The sequence below is a fragment of the Gordonia caeni genome (genome assembly GCF_039537105.1).
Lineage (GTDB): Bacteria > Actinomycetota > Actinomycetes > Mycobacteriales > Mycobacteriaceae > Gordonia > Gordonia caeni.
On the sequence record NZ_BAAAZW010000004.1, the window covers coordinates 220,391 to 242,261 of the forward strand.

Sequence of the window (21,871 nt, forward strand, 5' to 3'; positions counted from 1 at the left end):
CATCTGCTTCACGACCGCTCGACGGCCACGGTCAGGGTGACGTCGACGGTGACCGGCACGCGGACGTCGCCGGGCGCGAGCGCCTGCGCCGCCGCCGCCAGTTCGTCCGGCGTGCGGTGGAATCCGGCCGGGCCCATACCGGCCAGATCGGCCAGTTGCCCCGCGGCCAGCTCCGCGGTCGCGGTCACCGGAACCGTCTCGGCGACGGCGAAGCCGCCGTCGGCGAGCTCGTCGTGCAGGCGTTCCAGCTTGTCTGCGCCGATGCCCAGCATGCCCAGCGACTCGCGCACCTGCGCCAGATGATCGGGGGCGGGGGTCACCAGCAGCCAGCGGCCGCCGGGAGCAAGGATCCGCGCGGTCTCGGCCAGGTTGCGGGGCGCGAAGATCGACAGGACCGCGTCGGCGGCACTCGAGGCGATCGGGAGCGTGTCCCACAGATCGGCGACCACCGACAGGGCGCGCGGATGGGCGCGCGCGGCGGCCCGCGCACAGTACTTGGACAGATCGCAGCCGATGCCCAGCGCCGCGGGGGCGGTGTCCAGGGCGGCGGACAGATAGTGGCCGGTGCCGGCCCCGGCGTCGACGATCACGTCGGCGGCGGGGTCGAGTCGCGACGAGACTGCGGCGGTCACCGGATCGAAGATCCCGGCGTCCTGAATGCGTCTGCGGGCCGCCACCATCGGCGCGGTGTCGCTGCGATGGCCGCGGGTGCGGCCGCTCAACAGCGCGACGTAGCCCTGCCGGGCGCGATCGAAACGGTGTCCCGACGTGCAGAGCAGCCCCGCGGGGGTCACCTGGGTGGGCGGCCGGGGAAACGGGGCCGCGCAGACCGAGCAGCGCAGGGCGTGTACCCCGCGCTGCCAGGGGTCCGGTGCGACTTCGGTCAGGCCACGACCTCGCGCAGCACCTCACCGAGGGCTGCAGCCTCTTCGTCGTTCAACTCGACGACCAGACGGCCACCGCCGTCGATCGGAATGCGCACCACGATGCCGCGCCCCTCCTTGACTGCCTCCAAAGGACCGTCACCCATCCGGGGCTTCATCGCTGCCATTCTCGCGCTCCCTTCACAGACACACGTCGAACGGTTCCATGATACGTGGCGCAGATCTCGTCACCGACGCCGGGACGGATCATTTCGCTCCGCGACCTCCGCATCGCGCGCCGACAGGTCCTGGACCACCGCGCGCAAGTCGTCGATCTCGCGGGCGAGTTTCTCCAGCGCCCAGTCCACTTCGGCGGGCTTGTAGCCGCGGGTGGTCTGCGCGAAGACCAGGGCGCGGACGTCGTCGCCGGTCACCTGGGAGCGGGGCAGCCGGGTGAGCGTGGTCCCCTTCTGCAGCGGCGGCAGGTCTTCGCCCCGCCCGAAGGCGAACCAGACCACCGCGAAGACGACCGCCACGACGACGGCCAGGCCGATCACATACGAGCCGATGGTCACCACGGTTTCAGCCTAGCCGCAGTCGCCTCCGCCACCGGTGGGCGCTCGTCGGCGGTCACCTCGGTCAGGTGCGGGGTGAAGGTGCCGTCGGCGCCGGGCACGAACTGCGTCAGCCCCACCCCCGAGTCGGTGAGCCCGCAGCGCTGCAGCAGGGTCGCGATGATCTGCCGGCTCATCACGGCCAGCTCCGACAGCGGACGGTTGCGGTGCGCGCGGACCCCGAGGTTCACCTGCCCGATCCCGGTCAGCCCGTAGCGGTCGTAGGTGTCGATCAGCAGACCGATCTCGACGCCGTAACCGGCGGCGAAGGGCACCGAGGACAGCAGTTCCCGGGTGCCGGCGTACTCGCCGCCCAGCGGCTGGATCACCTCGCCCAGTTCGGGTTTGAGAGCGGTGAGCAGTGGGCGGGCGAGCAGTTCGGTCACCCGGCCACCGCCGTCGGCCACCTGTGTGCCACCGGCACGCAGCGGACGCCGGTAGTAGCCCTTGACCAGGTGGATGCCGGGGTCGAACAGCAGGGGACCCAGCAGCCGGGGCACGAACATCGGGTCCGGATCGATCAGGTCGGCGTCGACGAAGGCGATGAGGTCGCCGGTGGTCGCGGCCACCGACCGCCACAGCGCCTCGCCTTTGCCCGGCCGCGGCGGCAGCTCGGGGAAGACCTCGTCGCGGGCCACGACGCGGGCCCCGGCGGCGGCGGCCTTCTCTGCGGTGGCGTCGGTGGACCCCGAGTCCAGCACCACCAGTTCGTCGACGAGGGTGCCCAGCAGCGGCCGGATCGAGGCCACCACCGCGCCGACGGCGTCCTCCTCGTCGAGGGCGGGCAGCACCACCGACACGGTGCGTCCGGCCTTGGCGGCGATCAGGTCGTCGACCGTCCACGGCGGGCGGTCCCACGCGTGGGTGTGGGACCAGGGCGCCTGCGCTCCCGGGGTGGTTCCCCCGGCGCTGTCCCCGGGGGAAACCTCGCTCATGCCAATCCTCTGACCGTCCGGGCAGGCGGTCGCGTGCCGGCTATCGATGCGACCATGTCCAGCACGCGGCGGGTGTCGGCGACTTCGTGCACCCGGAACACCCGGGCACCCGCGGCGGCGGCCAGGGCCGTCGCCGCCAGAGTACCGGCCACCCGCTGGTGCAGTTGCACCCCCAGCGTCTCGCCGATGAAGTCCTTGTTGCTCAGCGCCATCAGCACCGGCCAGCCGGTGTCGGTGAGCCGGTCGAGGTGACGCAGCAGGGTGAGTCCGTGGTGGGTGTTCTTGCCGAAGTCGTGGGTCGGGTCGATCAGGATCCCGTCGCGGCGCACCCCGGCGGCCGCGGCGCGTTCGGCGGCCGCGGTCAGTTCGTCGACCACCTCGCCGACCAGGTCGTCGTAGCGCACGCGATGCGGCCGGGTCCGCACGCGCGCACCGCCGGTGTGCGAGCAGACCAGTCCGGCGCCGGCGTCGGCGGCCACCTGAACCAGCCCGGGATCGGTGCCCGCCCAGGTGTCGTTGATCAGGTCGGCGCCGGCCGCACAGGCCGCCGCGGCCACCTCGCTGCGCCAGGTGTCCACGCTGATCAGGACGTCCGGGTGCCGTTCGCGGATCCAGCCGATCATGGGCACCACCCGCTGCGCCTCGGTGGCGGCGTCCACCTCTTCGCCGGGACCGGCTTTGACCCCGCCGATATCGACGATGTCGGCGCCCTCGGCGATCACCGTGTCGATCCGCGTCATCGCGGCCTCGTCGGTGAAGGAGGACCCGCGGTCGTAGAAGGAATCGGGGGTGCGGTTGACGATCGCCATGACCAGTGCCCGGTCCGCGGCCACCGGTCGCCCGCACAGGGTGACCGGCGCGGGGAGAGGCTGCGGGTTCGAGACGTTCATGCCGGGTGTTCGCGTCAGCGCGGGGCCTTCGCGGCCGCCACTTCCTCGAGGTAGCCGTCGTAGAACCGCACATAGCCGTCGCTGCGGCCCTTGAGGACCCAGACCTCGTCGTCGCCGACGTCGCTGAAGCCCTCCTCGCGCAGCTCCACCTTGCGGGTCTTGAACGTGGTGGTGGCCTCGATGTTGTCGACCATCCGCAGGAACAACGGCATCGAGTAGCCGGGCAGCTTCTCGTAGAGGTGGGCGGCCAGCGCCGCACCGTCGAACTCGGCGCCCTCGCGGAGGGTCAGCGCGGCCATGCCGGCGCGGCCGTCGCAGCCCGGGACGGCGACGCCGTAGACCGCGGCCTGCTCTACCGCCGGGAAGGTGCCCAGTGCGCTCTCCACCTGGGTGGTGGCCACGTTCTCGCCCTTCCACCGGAAGGTGTCGCCGAGGCGGTCGACGAAGGCGATGTGCAGGAAGCCCTGCTGACGGACCAGGTCGCCGGAGTTGAAGTAGGAGTCCCCGTCCTTGAAGGCGTCGCGGATCACCTTCTTCTCGGTCTCGCGCTGATCGGTGTAGCCGTCGAGCGGGACGCGCTCGCTGATCTCGGCGACCAGCAGGCCCGGCTCCCCCTTGGGCACCTCGCGCAGCCGGCCGTCGGCGCCGCGCTTGGCACTGCCGTCGGCCTCGTACTCCACCACCTTGAACGGCAGCGGGCAGAAGCCCGCGGTGCGCTTGGCGTTGAAGGCGTTGACGAACGCCAGGTTCATCTCGCTGGCGCTGTAGAACTCGACGACGCGGTCGATGCCGAAGCGCTCGGCGAACTCGTCCCAGATCTCCGCGCGCAGACCGTTGCCCACGATCACGCGGACCGCGTGCTGCCGATCGGTGGACTTCTCCGGCTGGGACAGCAGGTAGCGGCACAGTTCACCGATGTAGCAGAAGGCGGTGGCGCGGTTGGCGATCGCCTCGTCCCAGAAGCGCGAGACCGAGAACTTGCGCCCGATGGCGATGCAGGCGCCGCCGGCCAGCACGGCACCGAGCGACACCGACAGGGCGTTGTTGTGGTACATCGGCAGCGGCACGTACATGGTGTCGCTGGGCCGCAGGCGCACCGCGAGGCCGCCGATGCCCGAGTAGTTGGCCAGCCAGCGGTTGTGGCTCATCAGGCTGGCCTTGGGCAGCCCGGTGGTGCCGGAGGTGAAGATGTAGAAGGCGGTGGTCGACGCCGGAAGCTCGGGGGTGATCCCCGGGTCGGCGTCCGGCTGGCCCTCGGCCGCGGCATCGAGCTCGTCGAAGTCCAGGACGAACTCGGGGTGGCTCTCCGGACTCATCGTCTCCCACGCCTGCTTGCACTGCGGATCACGCAGGAGCACCTTGGCCCCGAGCAGCGACATGCTGTGGTCGATCACGTGGCCGTGCTGGTTGTAGTTCAGCATGCCGGCGACGGCACCGAGCTTCACCGTCGCCAGGATCGCCAGCAGGTCGGTGGTGCTGTTCTCGGCGAGGATGCCGACCACGTCTCCGATGCCGACGCCGCGCTCGGCGAGCACGGCTGCGTAGCGGTTGGCCACCCGGTTGGCTTCCCCGTAGGTGAGCGTCTCCCCCTCGAACCGGACGAACGGGCGGTCGGGATGCTTGGCGGCGAGGTTCTCGAAGATGCTGCCGATGGTCTTCTTGGCATCCGGGGACCGCAGCACCAGCCCCGGGGCGTGACGGGCCATCGAGAGGGCGTCCGGCGCCATCTGCGCGACCCCCTTGAGCAGGTCGGTGATGCCGACGCGGTTCCGCCCGAGAGCGGGGTTCGTGCTGTCCGTCTGGGCCATAGTCTGGCTCACTCCTTGTCGATGCAGTGAATCGTGTCGCTACCTTACCGTCGAGTCAGCTACCGCTACCGCCGCACCCAGATCTCCCACCACCTGCAGTCTCGCCAGCGCGTGCGGGGCGACGAACCCGCGGCTCGCCAGATCTTCGAGCCAGCCGAGCATCGGGTCGTAGAAACCGTCGTGATTCAGCAGTGCGATCGGCTTCTCGTGCACTCCCAGGAATCCCCCGGTCCAGGTCTCGAAGAGCTCCTCGAGGGTGCCGATTCCGCCCGGGAGGGTGATGAAGCCGTCGGCGAGCTCGTCCATCAGCCGTTTCCGCTCGCGCATGCTGTCGGTGACGATCAGTTCGTGCGAGTCGGTGTCGGCCACCTCGGCGGCCATCAGGTGCTCGGGGATGATCCCGATGGTGTAGCCGCCTGCGGCCCGGGCACCACGCACCAGCGCACCCATCATCCCGACGTTGCCGCCACCGGAGACCAGGCTGTGGCCGGCCTCGGCGATCGCGGCGCCGGTCTGCGCGGCCAGGTCCAGGTAGGACTCGTCGACCCGGCCCGAGGCGCAGTAGACGCAGATCGCGCTCATCGGATCCCGGAGGCGCGCACCACGTCGACCGCCTCTTCGGGGGTGTCCACCATCGTGATCAGCCCCATGTCTTCGGGACTGATCATCTGGGCCTCCAGCAGCGCGTCCCGGAGCCAGTCCAGCAGCGGACCCCAGTACGTCTTCCCGATCACGACGATCGGGAAGCGGGTCACCTTGCCGGTCTGCACCAGGGTGACCGCCTCGAACAGCTCGTCCAGGGTGCCGACGCCCCCGGGCAGACAGACGAAGGCCTGCGCGTACTTGACGAACATCGTCTTGCGGACGAAGAAGTAGCGGAAGTTCATCCCGAGGGTCAGGTACGGGTTCATGTGCTGCTCGAACGGCAACTCGATGTTGAGGCCGATCGACTCCCCGCCCGCCTCGTAGGCACCCTTGTTGGTGGCCTCCATGGCTCCCGGACCGCCGCCGGTGATCACCGCGTAGCCGGCATCGGCCAGTTGCCGGCCCAGTTCCACCCCCATCTCGTAGGCTTCGCTGCCCGGCGCCACGCGAGCAGAGCCGAAGACGGTCACCGCCTCGGTGACTTTGTCCAGGGCATCGAAGCCCGCCACGAACTCGGACTGGATGCGCAGCACCCGCCAGGAGTCGCGGACGGTGCGCTCGAGCATGAGGGCCCGGTCGCGGGGGTCGACCCATTCGAGCAGCGTCTCGTCGCTGGTGACGTACTCCTCGCCCTCGGGAACACGGAGCTGGGCGGCACCGGCGTACCGGACCTCCGAGTCGTTCACGGGCACATCGTCGTCGAGCGGCTCGGGTGTCACGTCGGTCATGCGATCACGCTAGCAATCCCCCGGCCCCGCCTCCCGGTCACGCGGTGAGATAGGTGCGCAGGAGTTCGGTCACCTCGTGGATCTGGGCCACCGGCACGCGCTCGTCGGCCCGGTGGGCCAGGCTCGGATCGCCCGGTCCCAGATTCACCGCGGGTACGCCGAGCGCAGCGAAGCGCGACACATCGGTCCAGCCGTACTTGGCCCGGAAGCGGCCGCCTGCGGCGTCGACGAGAGCCGCGGCCGCCGGATGGGACAGCCCCGGCAGCGCGCCCGCCGCGGAGTCGGTGATCTCGGCCGTCAGCGAGCCGTCGGCCAGGTCGGCGCCGAAGACCTCCTGCACGTGCTCGAAGGCCTGCTCGGGGCTGCGGTCGGGGGCGAAGCGGAAGTTGACGTCGAGCTGGGCCGCGTCGGGCACCACGTTGCCGGCCACGCCGCCGCCGACCGCGACCGCCGACAGGCCCTCCCGGTATTCGCAGCCGTCGATGTCGACGCGGCGCGGAACATACTCGCCGAGCGTGGTGAGCACCCGGCCCAGTTTGTGAATGGCGTTGTCGCCCATCCACGCCCGCGCCGAGTGGGCACGCGTCCCACCGGCGGTCAGCCGCACCCGCAGCGTGCCCTGGCAGCCGGCTTCGATCAGTCCACCGGTCGGTTCGCCGAGGATCGCGACATCGCCCCGCAGCCACTCGGGATGTTCGCGTTCGATCACCCCGAGGCCGTTGTACTCGGCGGCGATCTCCTCGCAGTCGTAGAAGATCAGCGTGAGGTCGTGTGCGGGATCGGCCAGGGTGGCCGCCAGGTGCAGGAAGACCGCCAGGCCCGACTTCATGTCGACGGTGCCACAGCCGTGCAGCACCTCGCCCTCCTCGGCGGTGTCGGTGCGCCACGACGGGACGTTGCCCGCGATCGGCACGGTGTCCAGGTGCCCGGCCAGAATCACTCTGGTCGGCTTGTCCCGGTCGGTGCGCGCCACCACCCGGTTGCCCACCCGCCCGATCGCGAAGCCGCGGGTCTGCGCGCGCAGCGCGGCCTCCACGGCATCGGCGATGAGCGATTCGTCGTGACTCACGCTCGGCAGGTCCACCAGCGCGGCGGTCAGTTCGGCGGGGTCGGCGGACAGGTTCAAATCGGGGACGCTCACCCGCCCCACTCTAGTGTCCGGGGACGGCGGGGGCGCCGCTGCCGGCAACGGTGGCGGCGGCGTCGCCCGAACGGGTGATTCAGCACCTCGGGCTTGTCGGAGCGGGACGTCACGGGTGACGATGCAGCCCATGCCGAGCGACGAGGGGAACTCACCGGAGGGCGACTCTCCCGGGGGGAATTCCCCGGGCAGCCCAGACCTGCCCTCGAAGTACCACCAGCACGCGGGCGGTTCGGCGAACTACGACCCCGATGCGGTGCATCCGCAGCGTCCGGCCGGCACCCCGCCGCCGACGAAGAAGAAGCATCGCACGCGCAATCTGATCTTCAGCGCCTGCGGCGCGGTCCTGGCACTGGCGGTGGTGATCGGCGTGATCGCCGCCTACGCCGGTGGCACCGGCAGCAGCTCGCCGCAGAGCGCCCCGTCGAGCACCGGGTACCAGTTGCCTCCCCGGCCCGCCGACTGCACCGACGGGGTCCCCGGGGGACGCCACCGCGCCGACGGCCTGGAGTCGGGCGGCGTGCAGGTCCCGGCGGCCGCGCTGCCGAAGGGCTGGCGCACCACCGACGAAGCGCTGCCGCTGGCCGCACGCGCGCAGCTGGTCGCCCCCCGGGCGGCCGAGGCCACCGGCACGGCGCCGGTGTTCGGCCTGATCACCCTCCCGAAGGGCGCCGGCACCGACCTGCGCGCCATCGGCGACACCTTTCTGCGCTGCCTGACCTACCTGCCGCGCTACGACGGCACCGACCCGCTACCGCCGGTGGTGACCAATGCGCAGAACGAGGTCACCGAGAACGACGTGAAGTACGTGCACCTGGCCGCCCGCCTCTCCACCGGCATGGGCGCCGACCGGGGCGGCGACGCGGTGTACCTGGTGGTACTCGGCACCGCACCCACCACGATCGCCGTGGGCATCGCGCCGCTCGACGATGAGAACGGCCAGAAGCAACTGCAGAAGGCCCTGTCGGGCATTCAAGTCCGCGCACCGCGGTGAGCCGGTGCCGCCGGTCAGGCGAGCGCCCACCGCGGCCGGGGCGACGATAGAATCACGGCCGTGACTACTCAAGGTGCTGCTGCCATCGGAATCGCCACGCTGACCGACGACGACGTCGTCCTGGACACCTGGTACCCCAACCCCGAACTGACCACGGACACCGGTGCGACCACCGGCACCACCGTGCTGAGCGACGTGGACACGCCGGCCGAGCTGATCGACGCCGTCGGCATCGACGGCGCCCGCGGCGTCAAGACGGTCGCCGTGCGCACCGTGATCGCCAATCTGAACGACGACCCGATCGACACGCACGACGTCTACCTGCGGCTGCACCTGCTCTCGCATCGCCTGGTCCGCCCGCACGGGCAGAACCTCAACGGCATGTTCGGGCTGCTGACCAACGTCGTCTGGACCAACTTCGGCCCGTGCGCCGTCGACGGCTTCGAGGCCACCCGCGCACGCCTGCGCCCCCGCGGTCAGGTCACCGTCTACTCGGTGGACAAGTTCCCGCGGATGGTCGACTACGTGATCCCCGGCGGCGTGCGCATCGGCGACGCCGACCGCGTGCGGCTCGGCGCCCACCTGGCGCCGGGCACCACCGTGATGCACGAGGGCTTCGTCAACTTCAACGCCGGCACCCTGGGCACCTCCATGGTGGAGGGCCGGATCTCGGCGGGCGTGGTGATCGGCGACGGCTCCGACATCGGCGGCGGCGCATCGACCATGGGCACCCTGTCCGGTGGTGGCAAGGAGATCATCTCGATCGGCCGGCGCTGCCTGCTCGGCGCCAACGCCGGCTGCGGTATCCCGCTCGGCGACGACTGCGTCGTCGAGGCCGGCCTCTACATCACCGCGGGCACCAAGGTGACCGGCCCGGACGGCACCGTGGTCAAGGCCCGCGAGCTGGCCGGCCGCAACAATCTGCTGTTCCGCCGCAACTCGGTGAGCGGGCGCGTCGAGGTGACCGCTTCCCAGGGCGACGGCATCGCCCTCAACGAGGCGCTGCACGCCAACGACTGACGCCTTCGCAGCGCTCCCTGCCGGTCGTGGCGGTCACCGGGTGACGGCCACGACCGGCAGCGCGCTGAGCAGGGCGGAATTCGGAATGCGGTGCGGTATCACCGATTTCAGGCATTGCACACCGTGGTGTGTAGGGCGTTCAATGTTGACGAAAGCGCCTACCATGTCGAATCCGTATCCACCTGTGCCGCCGCCGGGAAGACCTGGGCGATACCGCTCCAGAATGCCCCCGCCACGACCTCCCCTCCAGCAGCCCTTCCGGCCGCAGGGCAGGCCTCCGATGCCACCGCCACAGCGAGTCGGCACCCCACCGCCGACAGGCCGACGGCCGCCCAGCCTCCCCGTAGGGGGCCCACCGAAGTCGCCGCCCCTGTGGTGGAAGTCCCCTCCGTTCCTCACCGCTGCGGCGATCGCACTCGGAATCAGCTTGATTCTGATGATCGTCCTGATTGCCGGCAGCGGTTCTGGAGGCAGCAGCCTGGCCGCCGAAGACACACCGAGTTCGGAAGTATCGTTCGAGGACGCACTCGATGCCGTCTGCAAGCCCGGAACGTACCGAAGCCCGAACCCAAGCTCCCATCTGCCGAACGCCGATACAACGGCCTGGTGCACATCCAGGTTGACGGGGGGCGCGCCTATCAACATCGGCACATATGACAGTACCTACGCGGCCAAGAACGACACGGCGTTGCCTTATGTCGGCGCCTACGCAACGACCACCCTGTCCGGGGGAGACGTGGCAGTCTTCATGGTCGGGAAGCATTCGCGGGCCGCAGCCATCCTAGAACCACTCGGCGACATGGGATTTCAGGTCCGTTCGCGCTAGCCCGATTCCCCGAGGGCAATGTGCACAGCACGCACTAAGACGCTGCGCTGTCGAGACCGCCGGCCAGCCACCGTCGTTCCAATGGGGACAGCGCCTCAGGCCAGGCGCTCGACGGCGGTGTCGACACGTTCGTCGGTGGCGGTGAAGGCCATCCGGATGTGCCGGGCGCCGCGCGGGCCGTAGAAGTCGCCGGGGGCCACCAGGATGCCGCGCTCGGCGAACCAGTCGAGGGTCGCCCGTGAGTCGTCACCCCGGGTGGCCCACAGGTACAGACCGGCTTCGGAGTCGTCGATGGCGAAACCGGCCGACTCCAGTGCGTTCTTGAGCTTCGCGCGGCGCAGGCGGTAGCGCTCACGCTGGGCATCGACGTGGACGTCGTCGTTCAGGGCGGCGATCATCGCGCCCTGCACTGGGAACGGCACGATCAGGCCGGCGTGCTTGCGGACCGCGAGGAGTTCGGCGATCAGGTCGCGGTCGCCGGCCAGGAAGCCTGCGCGGTACGACGCGAGGTTGGAGACCTTCGACAGCGAGTGCACCGCGATCAGGCCGGTGTGGTCGCCGTCGCAGACCGCCGGATCCAGGATCGAGACGGCCGGCTGGTCCCACGCCAGTCCCAGGTAGCACTCGTCGGACACCACCACGACACCGCGCTCGCGGGCCCAGGAGACCACCTTGCGCAGATGATCGACGGGCAGCACCTTGCCGGTGGGGTTCGACGGCGAGTTCAGGAACAGCAGCGCCGGCGCCTCGGGACCGATCGCGACCGTCGAGTCGGCACGCAGCACGCGGGCGCCGGCCAGCAGGGCACCGACCTCGTAGGTCGGATAGGCCACCTCCGGGATCACCACCAGCTCACCGGCGGGGACGCCCAGCTGCGAAGGCAGTCCCGCGATGGCCTCTTTGGTGCCGATGACGGGCAGGATCGCGTCCTGGTCGACGTCGTCGATCCCGAAGCGGCGGGCCAGGGTGGCGGCCGCGGCCTCGCGGAGTTCGGTGGTGCCGACAGTCGCCGGATAGCCCGGGAACTCCGATGCCTGCGCCAGGGCCTGCCGGATCACCGGGTCGACCGGATCCACCGGGGTGCCGACGGACAGGTCGACGATGCCGTCGGGATGTCCCGCGGCGCGGGCCTTGGCTTCGGCGATGGTGTCCCAGGGGAAGTCCGGCAAGCCGTCGCTGACCGGCTGCAGTCGCCGCGCGGTCACCTACTCCCCTTCGCCCATCGGCGGCAGGTTCTTCACGAACGGCGGGTCGTAGTCGGTCTTGCCGATCTTGCTGGCGCCGCCGGGCGAACCGAGCTCGTCGAAGAAGTCGACATTCGCGCTGACGTAGGGCTCCCACTCGTCGGGGACGTCGTCCTCGTAGAAGATGGCCTCCACCGGGCAGACCGGCTCGCAGGCGCCGCAGTCCACGCACTCGTCGGGCTGGATGTAGAGCATCCGGCCGCCCTCGTAGATGCAGTCGACCGGGCATTCCTCCACGCATGCCCTGTCCAGCACATCGACGCAGGGTTCCGCGATGATGTAAGTCACGACTCTCTCCTTCGCACGCGTCAGGTCTCCGGGGCGTGGGCTGATCGCACCGGGGACATCGCTGACAGACCAGTACAGCCTATCTGCCCACTACCTGGCGCGCCGAACCCGGCGGCGCACGGCACCGGCCACCTGAGTCCGCGACCGGCCCAGACTTTTACGCAGCCTGAGGAAAAGCAGCGTGCGAGGGCTCCGCGCAACTCCGTATACCCCCTAGGGTATATTGTCGGTGTGAAGGAGGCACCATGAGAATTGTCGTGATCGGCGGCGTCGCCGGCGGAATGAGCGCGGCGGCCCGGGCCCGACGCCTGGACGAGGACGCGGAGATCGTCGTCTTCGAACGTGGCGACCACCCGTCGTTCGCCAACTGCGGCCTGCCCTACTACGTCAGCGGCGAGATCACCGAGCGCGAGGACCTGCTGGTGCAGACCCCGCAATCGCTGCGCGAGACGCTCGACATCGACGTCCGCGTCCGCCACGAGGTGGTGGCCGTGGACCCCCACGCCAAGACCGTTGCGGTCCGCAGCGACGGCGGCGAGGAGACGGTCACCTACGACGCCCTGGTCCTCTCCCCCGGCGCGAAGGCGGTGCGACCACCTCTGCCGGGCCTGGATTCACCTCGCGTGCAGACGCTGCGGACCGTCGGCGACGCGGTGACGCTGCGCGAGCGGATCGACCGCGGCGCGCGCCGGGCCGTCGTGCTCGGAGCCGGATTCATCGGCCTCGAGGCCGCGGAAGGACTGCGCATGCAGGGCCTGGCGGTCGACGTCGTCGAACTGGCCCCGCACGTCCTGCCGCCCCTGGAACGCGAGATCGCCTGGCACGTGGCCGCCGAACTGCGCGCGCTGGGCATCACCGTGCACGACGGCGTGGGGGCCACCGCGATCGAGCCCGGCGACCGCGAAGACCTCGTCGTCCTGAGCGACGGGACGGCGATTGCCGCGGATGCGGTGGTGCTGTCGGTGGGCGTCACGCCGGACACCGACGTGTTCGCCGACGCGGGAGTGCAGTGCGAGCGCGGCGCCATCGTCGTCGACCAGCACGGACGCACCAGCGTGAAGGACATCTGGGCGGTCGGCGATGCCGTCCTGTCCACCGACCGAGTGACCGGCCTGCGGCGCCCGGCGCCGTTGGCGGGCCCGGCGAATCGCGCGGGCCGGTTGGTGGCCGACCACATCCTGACCCCTGGCACCGCTCGGCCGATTCCACACCCGGTGGGCACAGCGATCGTGCGCGCGGGGTCGCTGACGGCGGCGCTCACCGGCGCGAATCGCGCGGCACTGGAGGCGGCGGGTATCGACTATCACACGGTGCACCTGCACCCGGACGATCACGCCGGTTACTTCCCCGGCGCCGAGCGGATCCATCTGCTGGTCCACGTGCGCGCCGCCGACGGCCTGATCCTCGGGGCGCAGGCGGTCGGACGTGCCGGCGTGGACAAGCGGATCGATGTGCTGGCCACCGCCATCGCGAACCGGATGACCGGACCGGATCTGATCGACCTGGACCTGGCCTATGCACCGCCGTTCGGGTCGGCCAAGGATCCGGTGAACCTGGCCGGCATGATCATCGAGAACGTGCTCCGGGGCGATCTGGAGCTCTGGTATGCCGATCAGTCGGACGAGCCCGGCCACCTGCTGCTCGACGTGCGCGGCCCCGACGAGTTCGCCGAGGACCACCTGCCCGGTGCCCTGCTGGTGCCGCACGGTGAGGTGCGCGAGCGCCTCGACGAGATCCGCACGGCCGCAGCGGGACGTGGAATCCGGGTGTACTGCGCCAGCGGCAAGCGAAGCTACCTTGCGTACCGGATCCTGCGGGCCGCCGGCCTGAGTGCCGCGAACCTGTCCGGCGGGCTGCTCACCCTGCGCTCGACGGTCCCTGCCGCGCCCGCGCCGATCCGCCTCGTGAACCCATCCCTGTGAAGGAGACCCCATGTGTCAGCAAACGACCTGCAAGACCTGCGGAAAGATCACCTGGCACGGCTGCGGCCAGCACGTCGATCAGGTGATGCGGGGCGTCCCCGCCGCCCGCCGCTGTCCCGGCCATCCGAAACAGCCCGGGCGCCTGAGCCGGATCTTCGGCGCCCGGTAGCCCGCGCCCACCGCCCGCTGACCGGCTCCGCGGAGGCGCCGGTCAGTCGGCCAGCAGGCTGAGCGGGGTCCGTGCGGCGACGGGAGCCTCGACGCGACCGTACTCGGTGGTGCGCTGGCGCGGGGTCCGGCCGATGCCCTCCACGATCTCGTGGAGCTCGGCGACGGTCTTCTCCGAGCCGTGCTGGGAACCGGCCATCCGCGAGATGGTCTCCTCCATCAGGGTGCCGCCGAGGTCGTCGGCGCCGCCGCGCAGCATCGCACGGGTCCCCTCCACCCCCAGCTTCACCCAGCTGGTCTGGATGTGGTCGATCCGCCCGTGCAGCATGATCCGCGCCAGCGCGTGCACGGCCCGGTTGTCGCGCCGCGTGGGCCCCGGGCGCGAGGCCCCGGCCAGGTACAGCGGCGAGGACTGGTGCACGAAGGGCAGGGGAACGAACTCGGTGAATCCACCGGTGCGGTCCTGGATCCCGCGCAGCACGTTCAGATGCCCGACCCAGTGCCGCGGCGAGTCGACGTGCCCGTACATCATGGTCGAGCTGGACCGCAGCCCCACCTCGTGCGCGGTGGTGATCACCTCGATCCACGACGCGGTGGGCAACTTGCCCTTGGTGAGCACCCAGCGCACCTCGTCGTCGAGGATCTCGGCGGCAGTGCCGGGGATGGTGTCCAGACCGGCCTCCCGCAAGCCGGTCAACCAGTCGCGGATGGATCCGCCCGACCGGGCGGCACCGTTGACCACCTCCATCGGACTGAACGCGTGCACGTGCATCGACGGGACGCGGGCTTTGACCGCGCGCACGATGTCGGCGTATCCGGTCGCCGGCAGCTCCGGATCGATGCCGCCCTGCATGCACACCTCGGTGGCCCCGGCGAGGTGGGCCTGGAAGGCACGGTCGGCCACCTCGTCGGTCGACAGGGTGAACGCGTCCTCGTCGCCCTTACGCTGGGCGAAGGCGCAGAACCGGCACCCGGTATAGCAGATGTTGGTGAAGTTGATGTTCCGGTTCACCACGTAGGTGACGTCGTCACCGACCACGTCGGCGCGAATCGAATCCGCCAGCGCGGCAAGGGCTTCCAGCCCGTCACCGTCGGCCGTGGCGAGCGCCAGGTACTCGTCGTCGGAGAGCCCGGCGGGATCGTTCTCGGCGCGGGCCAGGGCGGCGCGCACCTCGGAGTCGAGGCGGCGCGGCACGGACTGGTCGCCCAGCGCGAGCACCTGCTCCCGGATGGTGTCCCAGTCGCCGAAGGCACTGCCCAGGTCGCTGCGGGTCTCGGTGTTGCGGCCGTCGACGTCGATCTCGCTGCCCAGTTCGACGCGGCCGGACGACGTCCAGTCCTCGTCCGGTTCCTGCCACGGCAGGCCCGTCGGCCGTACATCGCGCGCCAGGCCGGTCACCGGATCGGCGAGCGCCGCGACGTGCCCGGCGATCCGCGGATCGATCCAGGGCTGTCCGGCGAGTACGTAGCGCGGCTGGGCGGCCACCCGTTCGGTCAGTGTGAAGCCGGCCGAGGCGGTGATGCGGTCCAGGTCGTCGAGGTTCGGCCACGGCCGTTCGGGGTTGACGTGGTCGGGCGTCAGCGGCGACACCCCGCCCCAGTCGTCGATGCCCGCGGCGATCAGCGCGTGGCATTCGTTCTCCGACACCAGGTTCGGCGGCGCCTGGATCCGCATGCCCGGCCCCAGCAACAGTCGGGCCACCGCGATCGAGGCCAGGAACTCGCTCATCTCCGCGTCGGGCACCTTGCCCATCGCGGTGTCCGGCTTGGCGCGGAAGTTCTGCACGATCACTTCCTGCACGTGACCGAAAGCCTTGTGTACCTTGCGGATCTCTACGATCGAATCGGCCCGCTCGGCGCGGGTCTCCCCGATACCGACCAGGATTCCGGTGGTGAACGGCACCGACAGCCGCCCGGCGTCGGTGAGCACCCGCTTGCGCACCTCGGGATCCTTGTCGGGGCTGCCGTAATGGCACTCGCCCTTGTCGGTGAACAGCCGGCGGGCGGTGGTCTCGAGCATCATGCCCATCGACGGCGCCACCGGCTTGAGCCGGTTGATCTCCTCCCAGCTCATCACGCCCGGATTCAGGTGCGGCAGCAGACCGGTCTCTTCGAGCACCCGGATGGAGGCCGCGCGCACATAGTCGAGCGTCGAATCGTAGCCGCGTTCGTCGAGCCACTGAGCCGCTTGCGGCCAGCGGTCCTCGGGGCGGTCGCCGAGGGTGAACAGCGCCTCCTTGCAGCCCAGTTCGGCCCCGCGGCGGGCCAGCGCGACCACTTCGTCGAGTTCCAGGAAGGCACCCTGCCCGTCGCGGGCCAGTTTGCCCGGCACGGTCACGAAGGTGCAGTAATGGCAGCGGTCGCGGCACAGCCGGGTGAGCGGAATGAAGACCTTGCGGGAATAGCTGACCTGGCCGGCTCGCCCGTCGGCCGCCAGTCCCGCGTCGCGCACCCGGGCCGCCGCCTCGCAGAGCGCCGTCAGGTCGTCCCCGCGCGCGGCCATCAGCACCGCGGCTTCGTCCTGGTTGAGGGTGACGCCGTCGCGGGCCCGGCGGAGAGCGCGCCGCAGCGCCGAAGGTGCCGGATCGGCTTCTACAGTCACGCACCCCACTGTAGACACGCCGCGGCGATCAGCGCGGCCGGGCGGCGACCGACGCCGGAACGCCCAGGCCGAACAGCAGGATCAGGATCAGCGGCAGGCCGGTGATCCAGGCGGACGAACCACCGAGCCCGGGCACCATCGCGATCACGATCACCAGCGCCGACGCCGCCAGTGGCGCGAACCGCCACGGCGACGACGTGTACTGCGCCGCCAGCCACAGAAAGCCGAGGTTGGCCGCACCGGCGATCAGCGCGGTGATCGGGAACGGCACCGCACCGAGGGAGATCATCAGGAAGGCACAGCACAGCACCGTCAGGACTGCATCGGCCACCACCAGCAGCGCCAGTTCGACACCGTCGGCCGCGGTCACGGCAGCCCCGCGAACAGGTCGGTCTCCCGCCCGCCGTCGGCGTCCACGCGCAGGAAGTGCTCGGTCGGCAGGATCGGCTGAATGATGTCGTTGCTCAGGGCGAACTCGGTGCCGGAGGGCGCGACGGTGATCTGGGTGGCGTGCGCGGCCAGCGCGTCGACCTTCCGGCGGTACACGCCGGAGACGTCCAGTTCGGCGCTCACCTGCTCGTCCGGGTAGCTCGGCAGTTCGCCGGGTTCGGGGCGGCGCCAGCCGGCGGGCACGTCGCCGATGGCGGCCAGGCCGGCCTCGAGTGCACTGCGGCCGGTCACCGACTCGTACACCTTGAAATCGTGTCCCAGGCGCTCGGCGGCCTGCGGGACGGCCAGCCGCGAGATCTCGTGGACGCGCCGGTGGTCGGGGTGGCCGTAGGTGCCTGCCGCGTCGTAGGTGACGATCACCTGCGGATCGAAGTCGACGATCTCCTCGGTCAGTGCGGCGGCCAGATCCGCGGCCGCGGCCTGCGCCAGCGCCCGCGGGTGCTCGGCCGACGGGGTTCCGGCCATGCCGGAGTCGCGCCAGCGGCCGGCACCGCCGAGGAAACGCGGGGCCGGCGGCTCACGGCCCGGCGGGGTGAGGGCAGCGAGTGCCGTCGTCAGCTCGGCGATCCGGTAGCCGCCGAGCTGGTCGGCCTCGTCGGCGATCAGGTGGGCCCAGCGTTCACCGATCACCTCGCCCTCCTCGCCGAGGGTGAAGGTGAGCACCCGCACGTCGGCGCCGTCGGCCAGGTACCGGGCGATGGTGCCCCCGGTCATGATCGACTCGTCGTCCGGGTGGGCGTGCAGGACGAGGAGACGCCGACCGCTCACGACTGGTTCCACTGGGCCGCGTCGCCGAAGATCCCGACCTGCACCGGGCCGGTCAGCGGTACCCCGGTGACCTTGTCGGTGACCCCGATGAAGACGTTGTCCTGATAGATCGGCAGGTAGACCGCCTGCGCCGCGAGCAGCGACTCCGCCTCGGTCAGCGTCTGCTCGGGGTCGGTCTCGGTCATCGCCCGCGCCGCCAGGGCGATCAGCTGCGGATCGCACAGCCCGGAGGTGTTGCCGATGTAGGCGGCGTCCACGTCGGACCGGTCGGGCGCACCACTCTCCGGGGGTGCGGTGGGATCGCTGGTGCCCGTCGGGGTCGGGAGGACGCTGTGATCGACGGCCGGGTCGGTCTCTGGCTCGACGGTGTGGGCGCCGGCCTCGGTGCCCTCAGGCGGTGCCTGGCAGCCCACCTGGGAGGCCAGTGCCGTCGCCGGATCGATGCCCGCTGAGTTCCAGCCGACCACGAGGTCGACGGCGGCCCCGCTCAGGGCCTGGCCGTAGAGCTCGGTGTTGGTCAGCGGGCGCACCACCGCGCGCACTCCCTGGCCGCGCAACTGGTCGGCGATGTTCTCGGCCGCCGACATGGTGCGCTGGTCGGTATTGGTGGCGCCGATCCGGACCACCAGCGGAACACCGTCCTTCACGTACGGCGCGACCCCGTAAGGCAGTTCCGGCACGTCCTTGACCTCGCTGGTCGGCGCCGGAGTCGGGGTGGTGGCCGACTCAGACGGCACCTCCGAGCTTCCCGAGACGCTGGGCACGGGCGTGGCCCGTTCGCGGGGAGTGCCCCGCGTGTATCCGGAGGCGGTCAGCCACTGGCCGATCTGCTCGGGCGTCGGACGCGCCCGGTTGACCGGGAAGTAGTCCCGATCCGATGGCATGTAGACGGTGTTGGCGAACCGGGTCACCACGTCGTCGCCGGCGGCGGCGGCGCTGATCACATCGGCGTTGAGCATGCCGAGCACGGCCTGGCGCACCTGCAGTTCGGTCATCACCCCGGCGCGGGTGTTCAGGTTCACCGCCAGCGCCCGGGTGGACGGCATGCGATCGCTGCGCACCCCCGGCACGGCCGCGACCTCGGCGGCACTCGCCGGGCCGGCGGTGAGCGCGACCACCCCGGTGTCGCCGTTGCGGACTGTCTGGGCCATCTGCGGGAGTGTTCCGGCGCGGCGCAGCACCACCTGGTCGAGCTGCGGCGGGGTCCGCCAGTAGCGGTCGTTGCGGATCAGGCGCACCTCGTCGCGGGCCCGGTCGATCGAGTAGACCGCGAACGGTCCCGCGGTGACCGGCTTGCCCTTGTCCATGCCGGTCTGGAATCCGGTCGGATCCGACCGCAGCTTGTGGCTGGGCAGCAGGTTGGCGAACAGTTCTCGCCACGCGGGGTACTCGTCGTCGAAGGTGACCGTCACCACCTTGCCGCCGCCGGAGGTCTGGACCTGGGTGATGGCGCGGTAGCCGGCCTGGCCGACCACATTGGGCTGCCGGGCCATCTGCTGCCACAGGTACGCGAAGTCGTCACCGGTGACGGGCAGCCCGTCGGACCACTGCGCGTCGTCCACCAGGTGGTAGGTGACGGTGAACGGATCGCGGCTGGTCACCTCCGCCGAAGTCACCAGCGCGTCGTTGGGCCGCCAGACCTCCCCCTCCGGGGTGCGCATCGGCACGAACGGGCTCGGCAGCGTCATCGCCGCGATCGCGGTGGTGACGGTGCTCTGGTCCGCACCCAGATGCGGGTTGAATCCGGCACCGATGGGGTCGGTGGCCAGATAGACCGTCCGTTCGTCCGGGTACTCGTTGGGTGTCGGAGTCGGAAGCGTCTCCCGGACCGGCGGCGGTGGATCGCTCATGCAGGCGGTCGCCGTCAGGGCGACCAGCCCGGCCACCGCGAGGGCAGTGCAGCGCCGGCCGAATCGGCTCCTCATCCACACTCCTGTTCGTCAGACGTTCGCGTCGCGTGCCTTCGCGCGCGAACGCTCGCGGGCGCGGGTCGAACTGTCCAGATGCACCTTACGCACGCGGCACACCTCGGGCGTCACCTCGACACACTCGTCGACGGCGCAGAATTCCATCGCGCCTTCCAGATCGAGCTGCATCGGCTTGGCGAGCGTCTCCATCACGTCGGCGGAGGACTGCCGCATGTTGGTGAGCTTCTTCTCGCGGGTGACGTTGATGTCGAGGTCTTCCAGGCGCGGATTGATCCCGACCACGTGGCCCTCGTAGGTGTCGTCACCCGGGTGAACGAAGAAGGTGCCGCGGTCGGACAGCTGGATCATCGCGAACGGAGTCACCGAGCCGGCGCGGTCGGACACCAGCGAACCGGTGTGACGGGCACGGATCTCCCCGGCCCACGGCCCGTACTCGGCGAAGACGGCATTGGCGATGCCGGTGCCGCGGGTCTCGGTCATGAAGTCGGTGCGGAAACCGATCAGGCCGCGCGAGGGAATGGTGAACTCCATGCGCACCCAGCCGGTGCCGTGGTTGTTCATCTGGTCCATGCGGCCCTTGCGAGCGGCCAGCAGCTGAGTGACCGCGCCCAGGTACTCCTCGGGCACGTCGATGGTGAGGTACTCGAAGGGCTCGTGCATCTTGCCGTCGACCTGCTTGGTGACCACCTGCGGCTTGCCGACGGTCAACTCGAAGCCTTCGCGGCGCATCTGCTCGACGAGGATGGCCAGCGCCAGCTCACCGCGGCCCTGCACCTCCCAGGCGTCCGGCCGGCCGATGTCCATCACACGCAGCGAGACGTTGCCGATCAGCTCCGACTCCAGGCGGTCCTTGACCATGCGGGCGGTCAGCTTGTGACCCTTGACCTTGCCGGCCAGCGGGGAGCTGTTGGTGCCGATGGTGACGGCGATGGCGGGCTCGTCGACGGTGATCCGCGGCAGCGGCACCGGGTTGTCGGCGTCGGCCAGGGTGTCGCCGATCATGATCTCGGGCATGCCGGCCACCGCCACGATGTCGCCGGCTTCGGCGGACTCGGCGGGCGCGCGGTCCATGCCGACGGTCTGCAGCAGTTCGGTGATCTTGGCCTTCTGAATCACCGGCTCGCCGTCGACCTCGCGACACCAGCTGACGGTCTGTCCCTTGCGCAGGGTGCCGTTGTGAATGCGCACCAGCGCCAGACGCCCCAGGAACGGCGAAGCGTCGAGGTTGGTGACGTGTGCCTGCAGCGGCGCCTCGGCGTCGCCCTTCGGGGCCGGGACGTTGTTGATGAGGACGTCGAACAGCGGATCCAGGTTGTCCCCGGGCGGCACCTCGCCGTTGGCGGGCTGCTCAGTGCTGGCGACACCGGCGCGGCCGGAGGCGAACAGCACCGGGAGGTCCAGGGCCAGTTCGGCGGCCTCGGCGGCCTCGGAGTCCAGGTCGGACGCCAGGTCGAGCAGCAGGTCCTGGGCCTCGGTGACGATCTCCCCGATCCGGGCGTCCGGGCGGTCGGTCTTGTTGACCACCAGGATCACCGGCAGCGACGCGGCCAGAGCCTTGCGCAGCACGAAGCGGGTCTGCGGCAGCGGCCCCTCGGAGGAGTCCACCAGCAGCACCACGCCGTCGACCATCGACAGCGCGCGCTCCACCTCGCCGCCGAAGTCGGCGTGCCCGGGGGTGTCGATCACGTTGATGACGTAATCGGTGCCGTCGGGCTGGCGGCGGTGCACGGCGGTGTTCTTCGCGAGGATGGTGATGCCCTTCTCGCGCTCGAGGTCACCGGAGTCCATGACGCGGTCGACCAGTTCGGCGCGTTCGCCGAAGACCCCCGACTGGCGCAGCATCGCGTCGACCAGGGTGGTCTTGCCGTGGTCGACGTGCGCCACGATCGCGACGTTGCGGAAGTTGGTGTCAGCGCTCACTGAAGATCTCTCTCGCTCTCTTTGTTTTCACGCACGCCTCGGCGCCCCTCGGGAGCCCGTGGTGAAAATGAACCTCATCAGGGTAGCGGCAACGCCCCCGATTGCGCGATTGGACGG

The 21,871-nt window shown here is 70.5% G+C and carries 21 protein-coding genes; 5 read left to right on the forward strand and 16 right to left on the reverse strand.

Annotated elements, in window-relative coordinates:
* Positions 1–8: 8 nt before the first annotated feature.
* Genes ABD732_RS08110 through dapE form a run of 9 tightly spaced genes read right to left on the reverse strand, consistent with a single transcriptional unit; the run spans position 9 to position 7,624 of the window.
* The gene (locus ABD732_RS08110) at positions 9–887 is read right to left on the reverse strand and encodes a methyltransferase domain-containing protein (protein ID WP_344782788.1); all 879 of its coding nucleotides are present in this window, start codon (positions 885–887) and stop codon (positions 9–11) included.
* Complete coding sequence (locus ABD732_RS08115; protein ID WP_246991403.1) at positions 884–1,051, reverse strand: DUF3117 domain-containing protein; 168 nt, start codon at positions 1,049–1,051, stop codon at positions 884–886. Before ABD732_RS08115 ends, ABD732_RS08110 begins: the two co-directional genes overlap by 4 nt.
* A gap of 60 nt (positions 1,052–1,111) precedes the next feature.
* On the reverse strand, positions 1,112–1,441 hold the full coding sequence (locus tag ABD732_RS08120; protein WP_344782434.1) for a DivIVA domain-containing protein: 330 nt from the start codon (positions 1,439–1,441) through the stop codon (positions 1,112–1,114).
* Positions 1,435–2,412 carry a glucosyl-3-phosphoglycerate synthase gene (locus ABD732_RS08125; protein ID WP_344782436.1) on the reverse strand — a complete coding sequence of 326 codons (978 nt, stop codon included), beginning with the start codon at positions 2,410–2,412 and terminating at the stop codon, positions 1,435–1,437. The genes ABD732_RS08120 and ABD732_RS08125 overlap by 7 nt, the downstream gene beginning before the upstream one ends.
* Positions 2,409–3,302: a dihydropteroate synthase gene (gene folP / locus ABD732_RS08130; protein WP_344782438.1), complete on the reverse strand. Its 894-nt coding sequence runs from the start codon at positions 3,300–3,302 to the stop codon at positions 2,409–2,411. Before folP ends, ABD732_RS08125 begins: the two co-directional genes overlap by 4 nt.
* A 14-nt stretch (positions 3,303–3,316) precedes the next feature.
* Positions 3,317–5,110: a long-chain-acyl-CoA synthetase gene (locus ABD732_RS08135; protein ID WP_344782440.1), complete on the reverse strand. Its 1,794-nt coding sequence runs from the start codon at positions 5,108–5,110 to the stop codon at positions 3,317–3,319.
* Between the two features lie 39 nt (positions 5,111–5,149).
* Complete coding sequence (locus tag ABD732_RS08140) at positions 5,150–5,692, reverse strand: LOG family protein (RefSeq protein WP_344782441.1); 543 nt, start codon at positions 5,690–5,692, stop codon at positions 5,150–5,152.
* The gene (locus tag ABD732_RS08145; RefSeq protein ID WP_344782442.1) at positions 5,689–6,483 is read right to left on the reverse strand and encodes an LOG family protein; all 795 of its coding nucleotides are present in this window, start codon (positions 6,481–6,483) and stop codon (positions 5,689–5,691) included. Before ABD732_RS08145 ends, ABD732_RS08140 begins: the two co-directional genes overlap by 4 nt.
* 37 nt (positions 6,484–6,520) lie before the next feature.
* Positions 6,521–7,624, reverse strand: coding sequence for a succinyl-diaminopimelate desuccinylase (gene dapE / locus ABD732_RS08150; protein ID WP_344782444.1), 1,104 nt, complete (start codon positions 7,622–7,624; stop codon positions 6,521–6,523).
* A 130-nt stretch (positions 7,625–7,754) separates the two neighbouring features.
* On the opposite strand from dapE, the gene ABD732_RS08155 reads away from it, so the two are divergent.
* The 3 genes from ABD732_RS08155 (at position 7,755) to ABD732_RS08165 (ending at position 10,464) form a co-directional block, all read left to right on the forward strand.
* Positions 7,755–8,618: a hypothetical protein gene (locus ABD732_RS08155; RefSeq protein ID WP_344782445.1), complete on the forward strand. Its 864-nt coding sequence runs from the start codon at positions 7,755–7,757 to the stop codon at positions 8,616–8,618.
* A gap of 60 nt (positions 8,619–8,678) precedes the next feature.
* A complete protein-coding gene (gene dapD, locus ABD732_RS08160; protein ID WP_344782447.1) occupies positions 8,679–9,638 on the forward strand; it encodes a 2,3,4,5-tetrahydropyridine-2,6-dicarboxylate N-succinyltransferase in 960 nt (319 codons plus the stop codon).
* A gap of 436 nt (positions 9,639–10,074) precedes the next feature.
* Entirely contained in the window at positions 10,075–10,464 is a 390-nt protein-coding gene (locus tag ABD732_RS08165; protein ID WP_344782449.1) for a hypothetical protein, read from the forward strand.
* A 95-nt stretch (positions 10,465–10,559) separates the two neighbouring features.
* On the opposite strand, the gene dapC is transcribed toward ABD732_RS08165, so the two are convergent.
* On the reverse strand, positions 10,560–11,669 hold the full coding sequence (gene dapC, locus ABD732_RS08170; RefSeq protein ID WP_344782451.1) for a succinyldiaminopimelate transaminase: 1,110 nt from the start codon (positions 11,667–11,669) through the stop codon (positions 10,560–10,562).
* Positions 11,670–11,996: a ferredoxin gene (gene fdxA, locus ABD732_RS08175; protein WP_344782453.1), complete on the reverse strand. Its 327-nt coding sequence runs from the start codon at positions 11,994–11,996 to the stop codon at positions 11,670–11,672.
* A gap of 245 nt (positions 11,997–12,241) precedes the next feature.
* Between fdxA and ABD732_RS08180 the strand changes: the two genes are divergently transcribed.
* Both ABD732_RS08180 and ABD732_RS08185 read left to right on the forward strand, forming a co-directional pair.
* Positions 12,242–13,918, forward strand: a complete 1,677-nt coding sequence (locus tag ABD732_RS08180; RefSeq protein ID WP_344782455.1) for an FAD-dependent oxidoreductase — start codon at positions 12,242–12,244, stop codon at positions 13,916–13,918.
* 10 nt (positions 13,919–13,928) lie between these two features.
* Complete coding sequence (locus tag ABD732_RS08185) at positions 13,929–14,087, forward strand: hypothetical protein (protein ID WP_344782457.1); 159 nt, start codon at positions 13,929–13,931, stop codon at positions 14,085–14,087.
* Positions 14,088–14,129: 42 nt separating this feature from the next.
* Here ABD732_RS08185 and ABD732_RS08190 read toward each other — a convergent pair whose 3' ends face one another.
* From ABD732_RS08190 to typA, 5 genes are read right to left on the reverse strand one after another with little or no spacing between them, the layout of a single operon-like run.
* Positions 14,130–16,697 carry a bifunctional FO biosynthesis protein CofGH gene (locus ABD732_RS08190; RefSeq protein WP_425553008.1) on the reverse strand — a complete coding sequence of 856 codons (2,568 nt, stop codon included), beginning with the start codon at positions 16,695–16,697 and terminating at the stop codon, positions 14,130–14,132.
* Between the two features lie 19 nt (positions 16,698–16,716).
* Entirely contained in the window at positions 16,717–17,058 is a 342-nt protein-coding gene (locus ABD732_RS08195) for a hypothetical protein (RefSeq protein WP_344782461.1), read from the reverse strand.
* Positions 17,055–17,906 (reverse strand): N-acetyl-1-D-myo-inositol-2-amino-2-deoxy-alpha-D-glucopyranoside deacetylase, encoded by an 852-nt coding sequence (gene mshB, locus ABD732_RS08200; RefSeq protein WP_344782463.1) that lies wholly within the window; start codon positions 17,904–17,906, stop codon positions 17,055–17,057. The genes ABD732_RS08195 and mshB overlap by 4 nt, the downstream gene beginning before the upstream one ends.
* Positions 17,903–19,831, reverse strand: coding sequence for an ABC transporter family substrate-binding protein (locus ABD732_RS08205; protein ID WP_344782465.1), 1,929 nt, complete (start codon positions 19,829–19,831; stop codon positions 17,903–17,905). The genes mshB and ABD732_RS08205 overlap by 4 nt, the downstream gene beginning before the upstream one ends.
* A 15-nt stretch (positions 19,832–19,846) precedes the next feature.
* On the reverse strand, positions 19,847–21,754 hold the full coding sequence (typA, locus tag ABD732_RS08210; protein WP_344782467.1) for a translational GTPase TypA: 1,908 nt from the start codon (positions 21,752–21,754) through the stop codon (positions 19,847–19,849).
* Positions 21,755–21,871 lie beyond the last annotated feature (117 nt).

What these genes read in the sequence shown, in the direction of transcription:
- ABD732_RS08115 (WP_246991403.1), bottom strand. Translation starts at nt 1,051, where the DNA reads ATGGCAGCGATGAAGCCCCGGATGGGTGACGGTCCTTTGGAGGCAGTC.
- ABD732_RS08140 (WP_344782441.1), bottom strand. Translation starts at nt 5,692, where the DNA reads ATGAGCGCGATCTGCGTCTACTGCGCCTCGGGCCGGGTCGACGAGTCC.
- folP (WP_344782438.1), bottom strand. Translation starts at nt 3,302, where the DNA reads ATGAACGTCTCGAACCCGCAGCCTCTCCCCGCGCCGGTCACCCTGTGC.
- ABD732_RS08180 (WP_344782455.1), top strand. Translation starts at nt 12,242, where the DNA reads ATGAGAATTGTCGTGATCGGCGGCGTCGCCGGCGGAATGAGCGCGGCG.
- ABD732_RS08185 (WP_344782457.1), top strand. Translation starts at nt 13,929, where the DNA reads ATGTGTCAGCAAACGACCTGCAAGACCTGCGGAAAGATCACCTGGCAC.
- ABD732_RS08135 (WP_344782440.1), bottom strand. Translation starts at nt 5,110, where the DNA reads ATGGCCCAGACGGACAGCACGAACCCCGCTCTCGGGCGGAACCGCGTC.
- ABD732_RS08145 (WP_344782442.1), bottom strand. Translation starts at nt 6,483, where the DNA reads ATGACCGACGTGACACCCGAGCCGCTCGACGACGATGTGCCCGTGAAC.
- ABD732_RS08125 (WP_344782436.1), bottom strand. Translation starts at nt 2,412, where the DNA reads ATGAGCGAGGTTTCCCCCGGGGACAGCGCCGGGGGAACCACCCCGGGA.
- ABD732_RS08165 (WP_344782449.1), top strand. Translation starts at nt 10,075, where the DNA reads ATGATCGTCCTGATTGCCGGCAGCGGTTCTGGAGGCAGCAGCCTGGCC.
- ABD732_RS08205 (WP_344782465.1), bottom strand. Translation starts at nt 19,831, where the DNA reads ATGAGGAGCCGATTCGGCCGGCGCTGCACTGCCCTCGCGGTGGCCGGG.
- ABD732_RS08155 (WP_344782445.1), top strand. Translation starts at nt 7,755, where the DNA reads ATGCCGAGCGACGAGGGGAACTCACCGGAGGGCGACTCTCCCGGGGGG.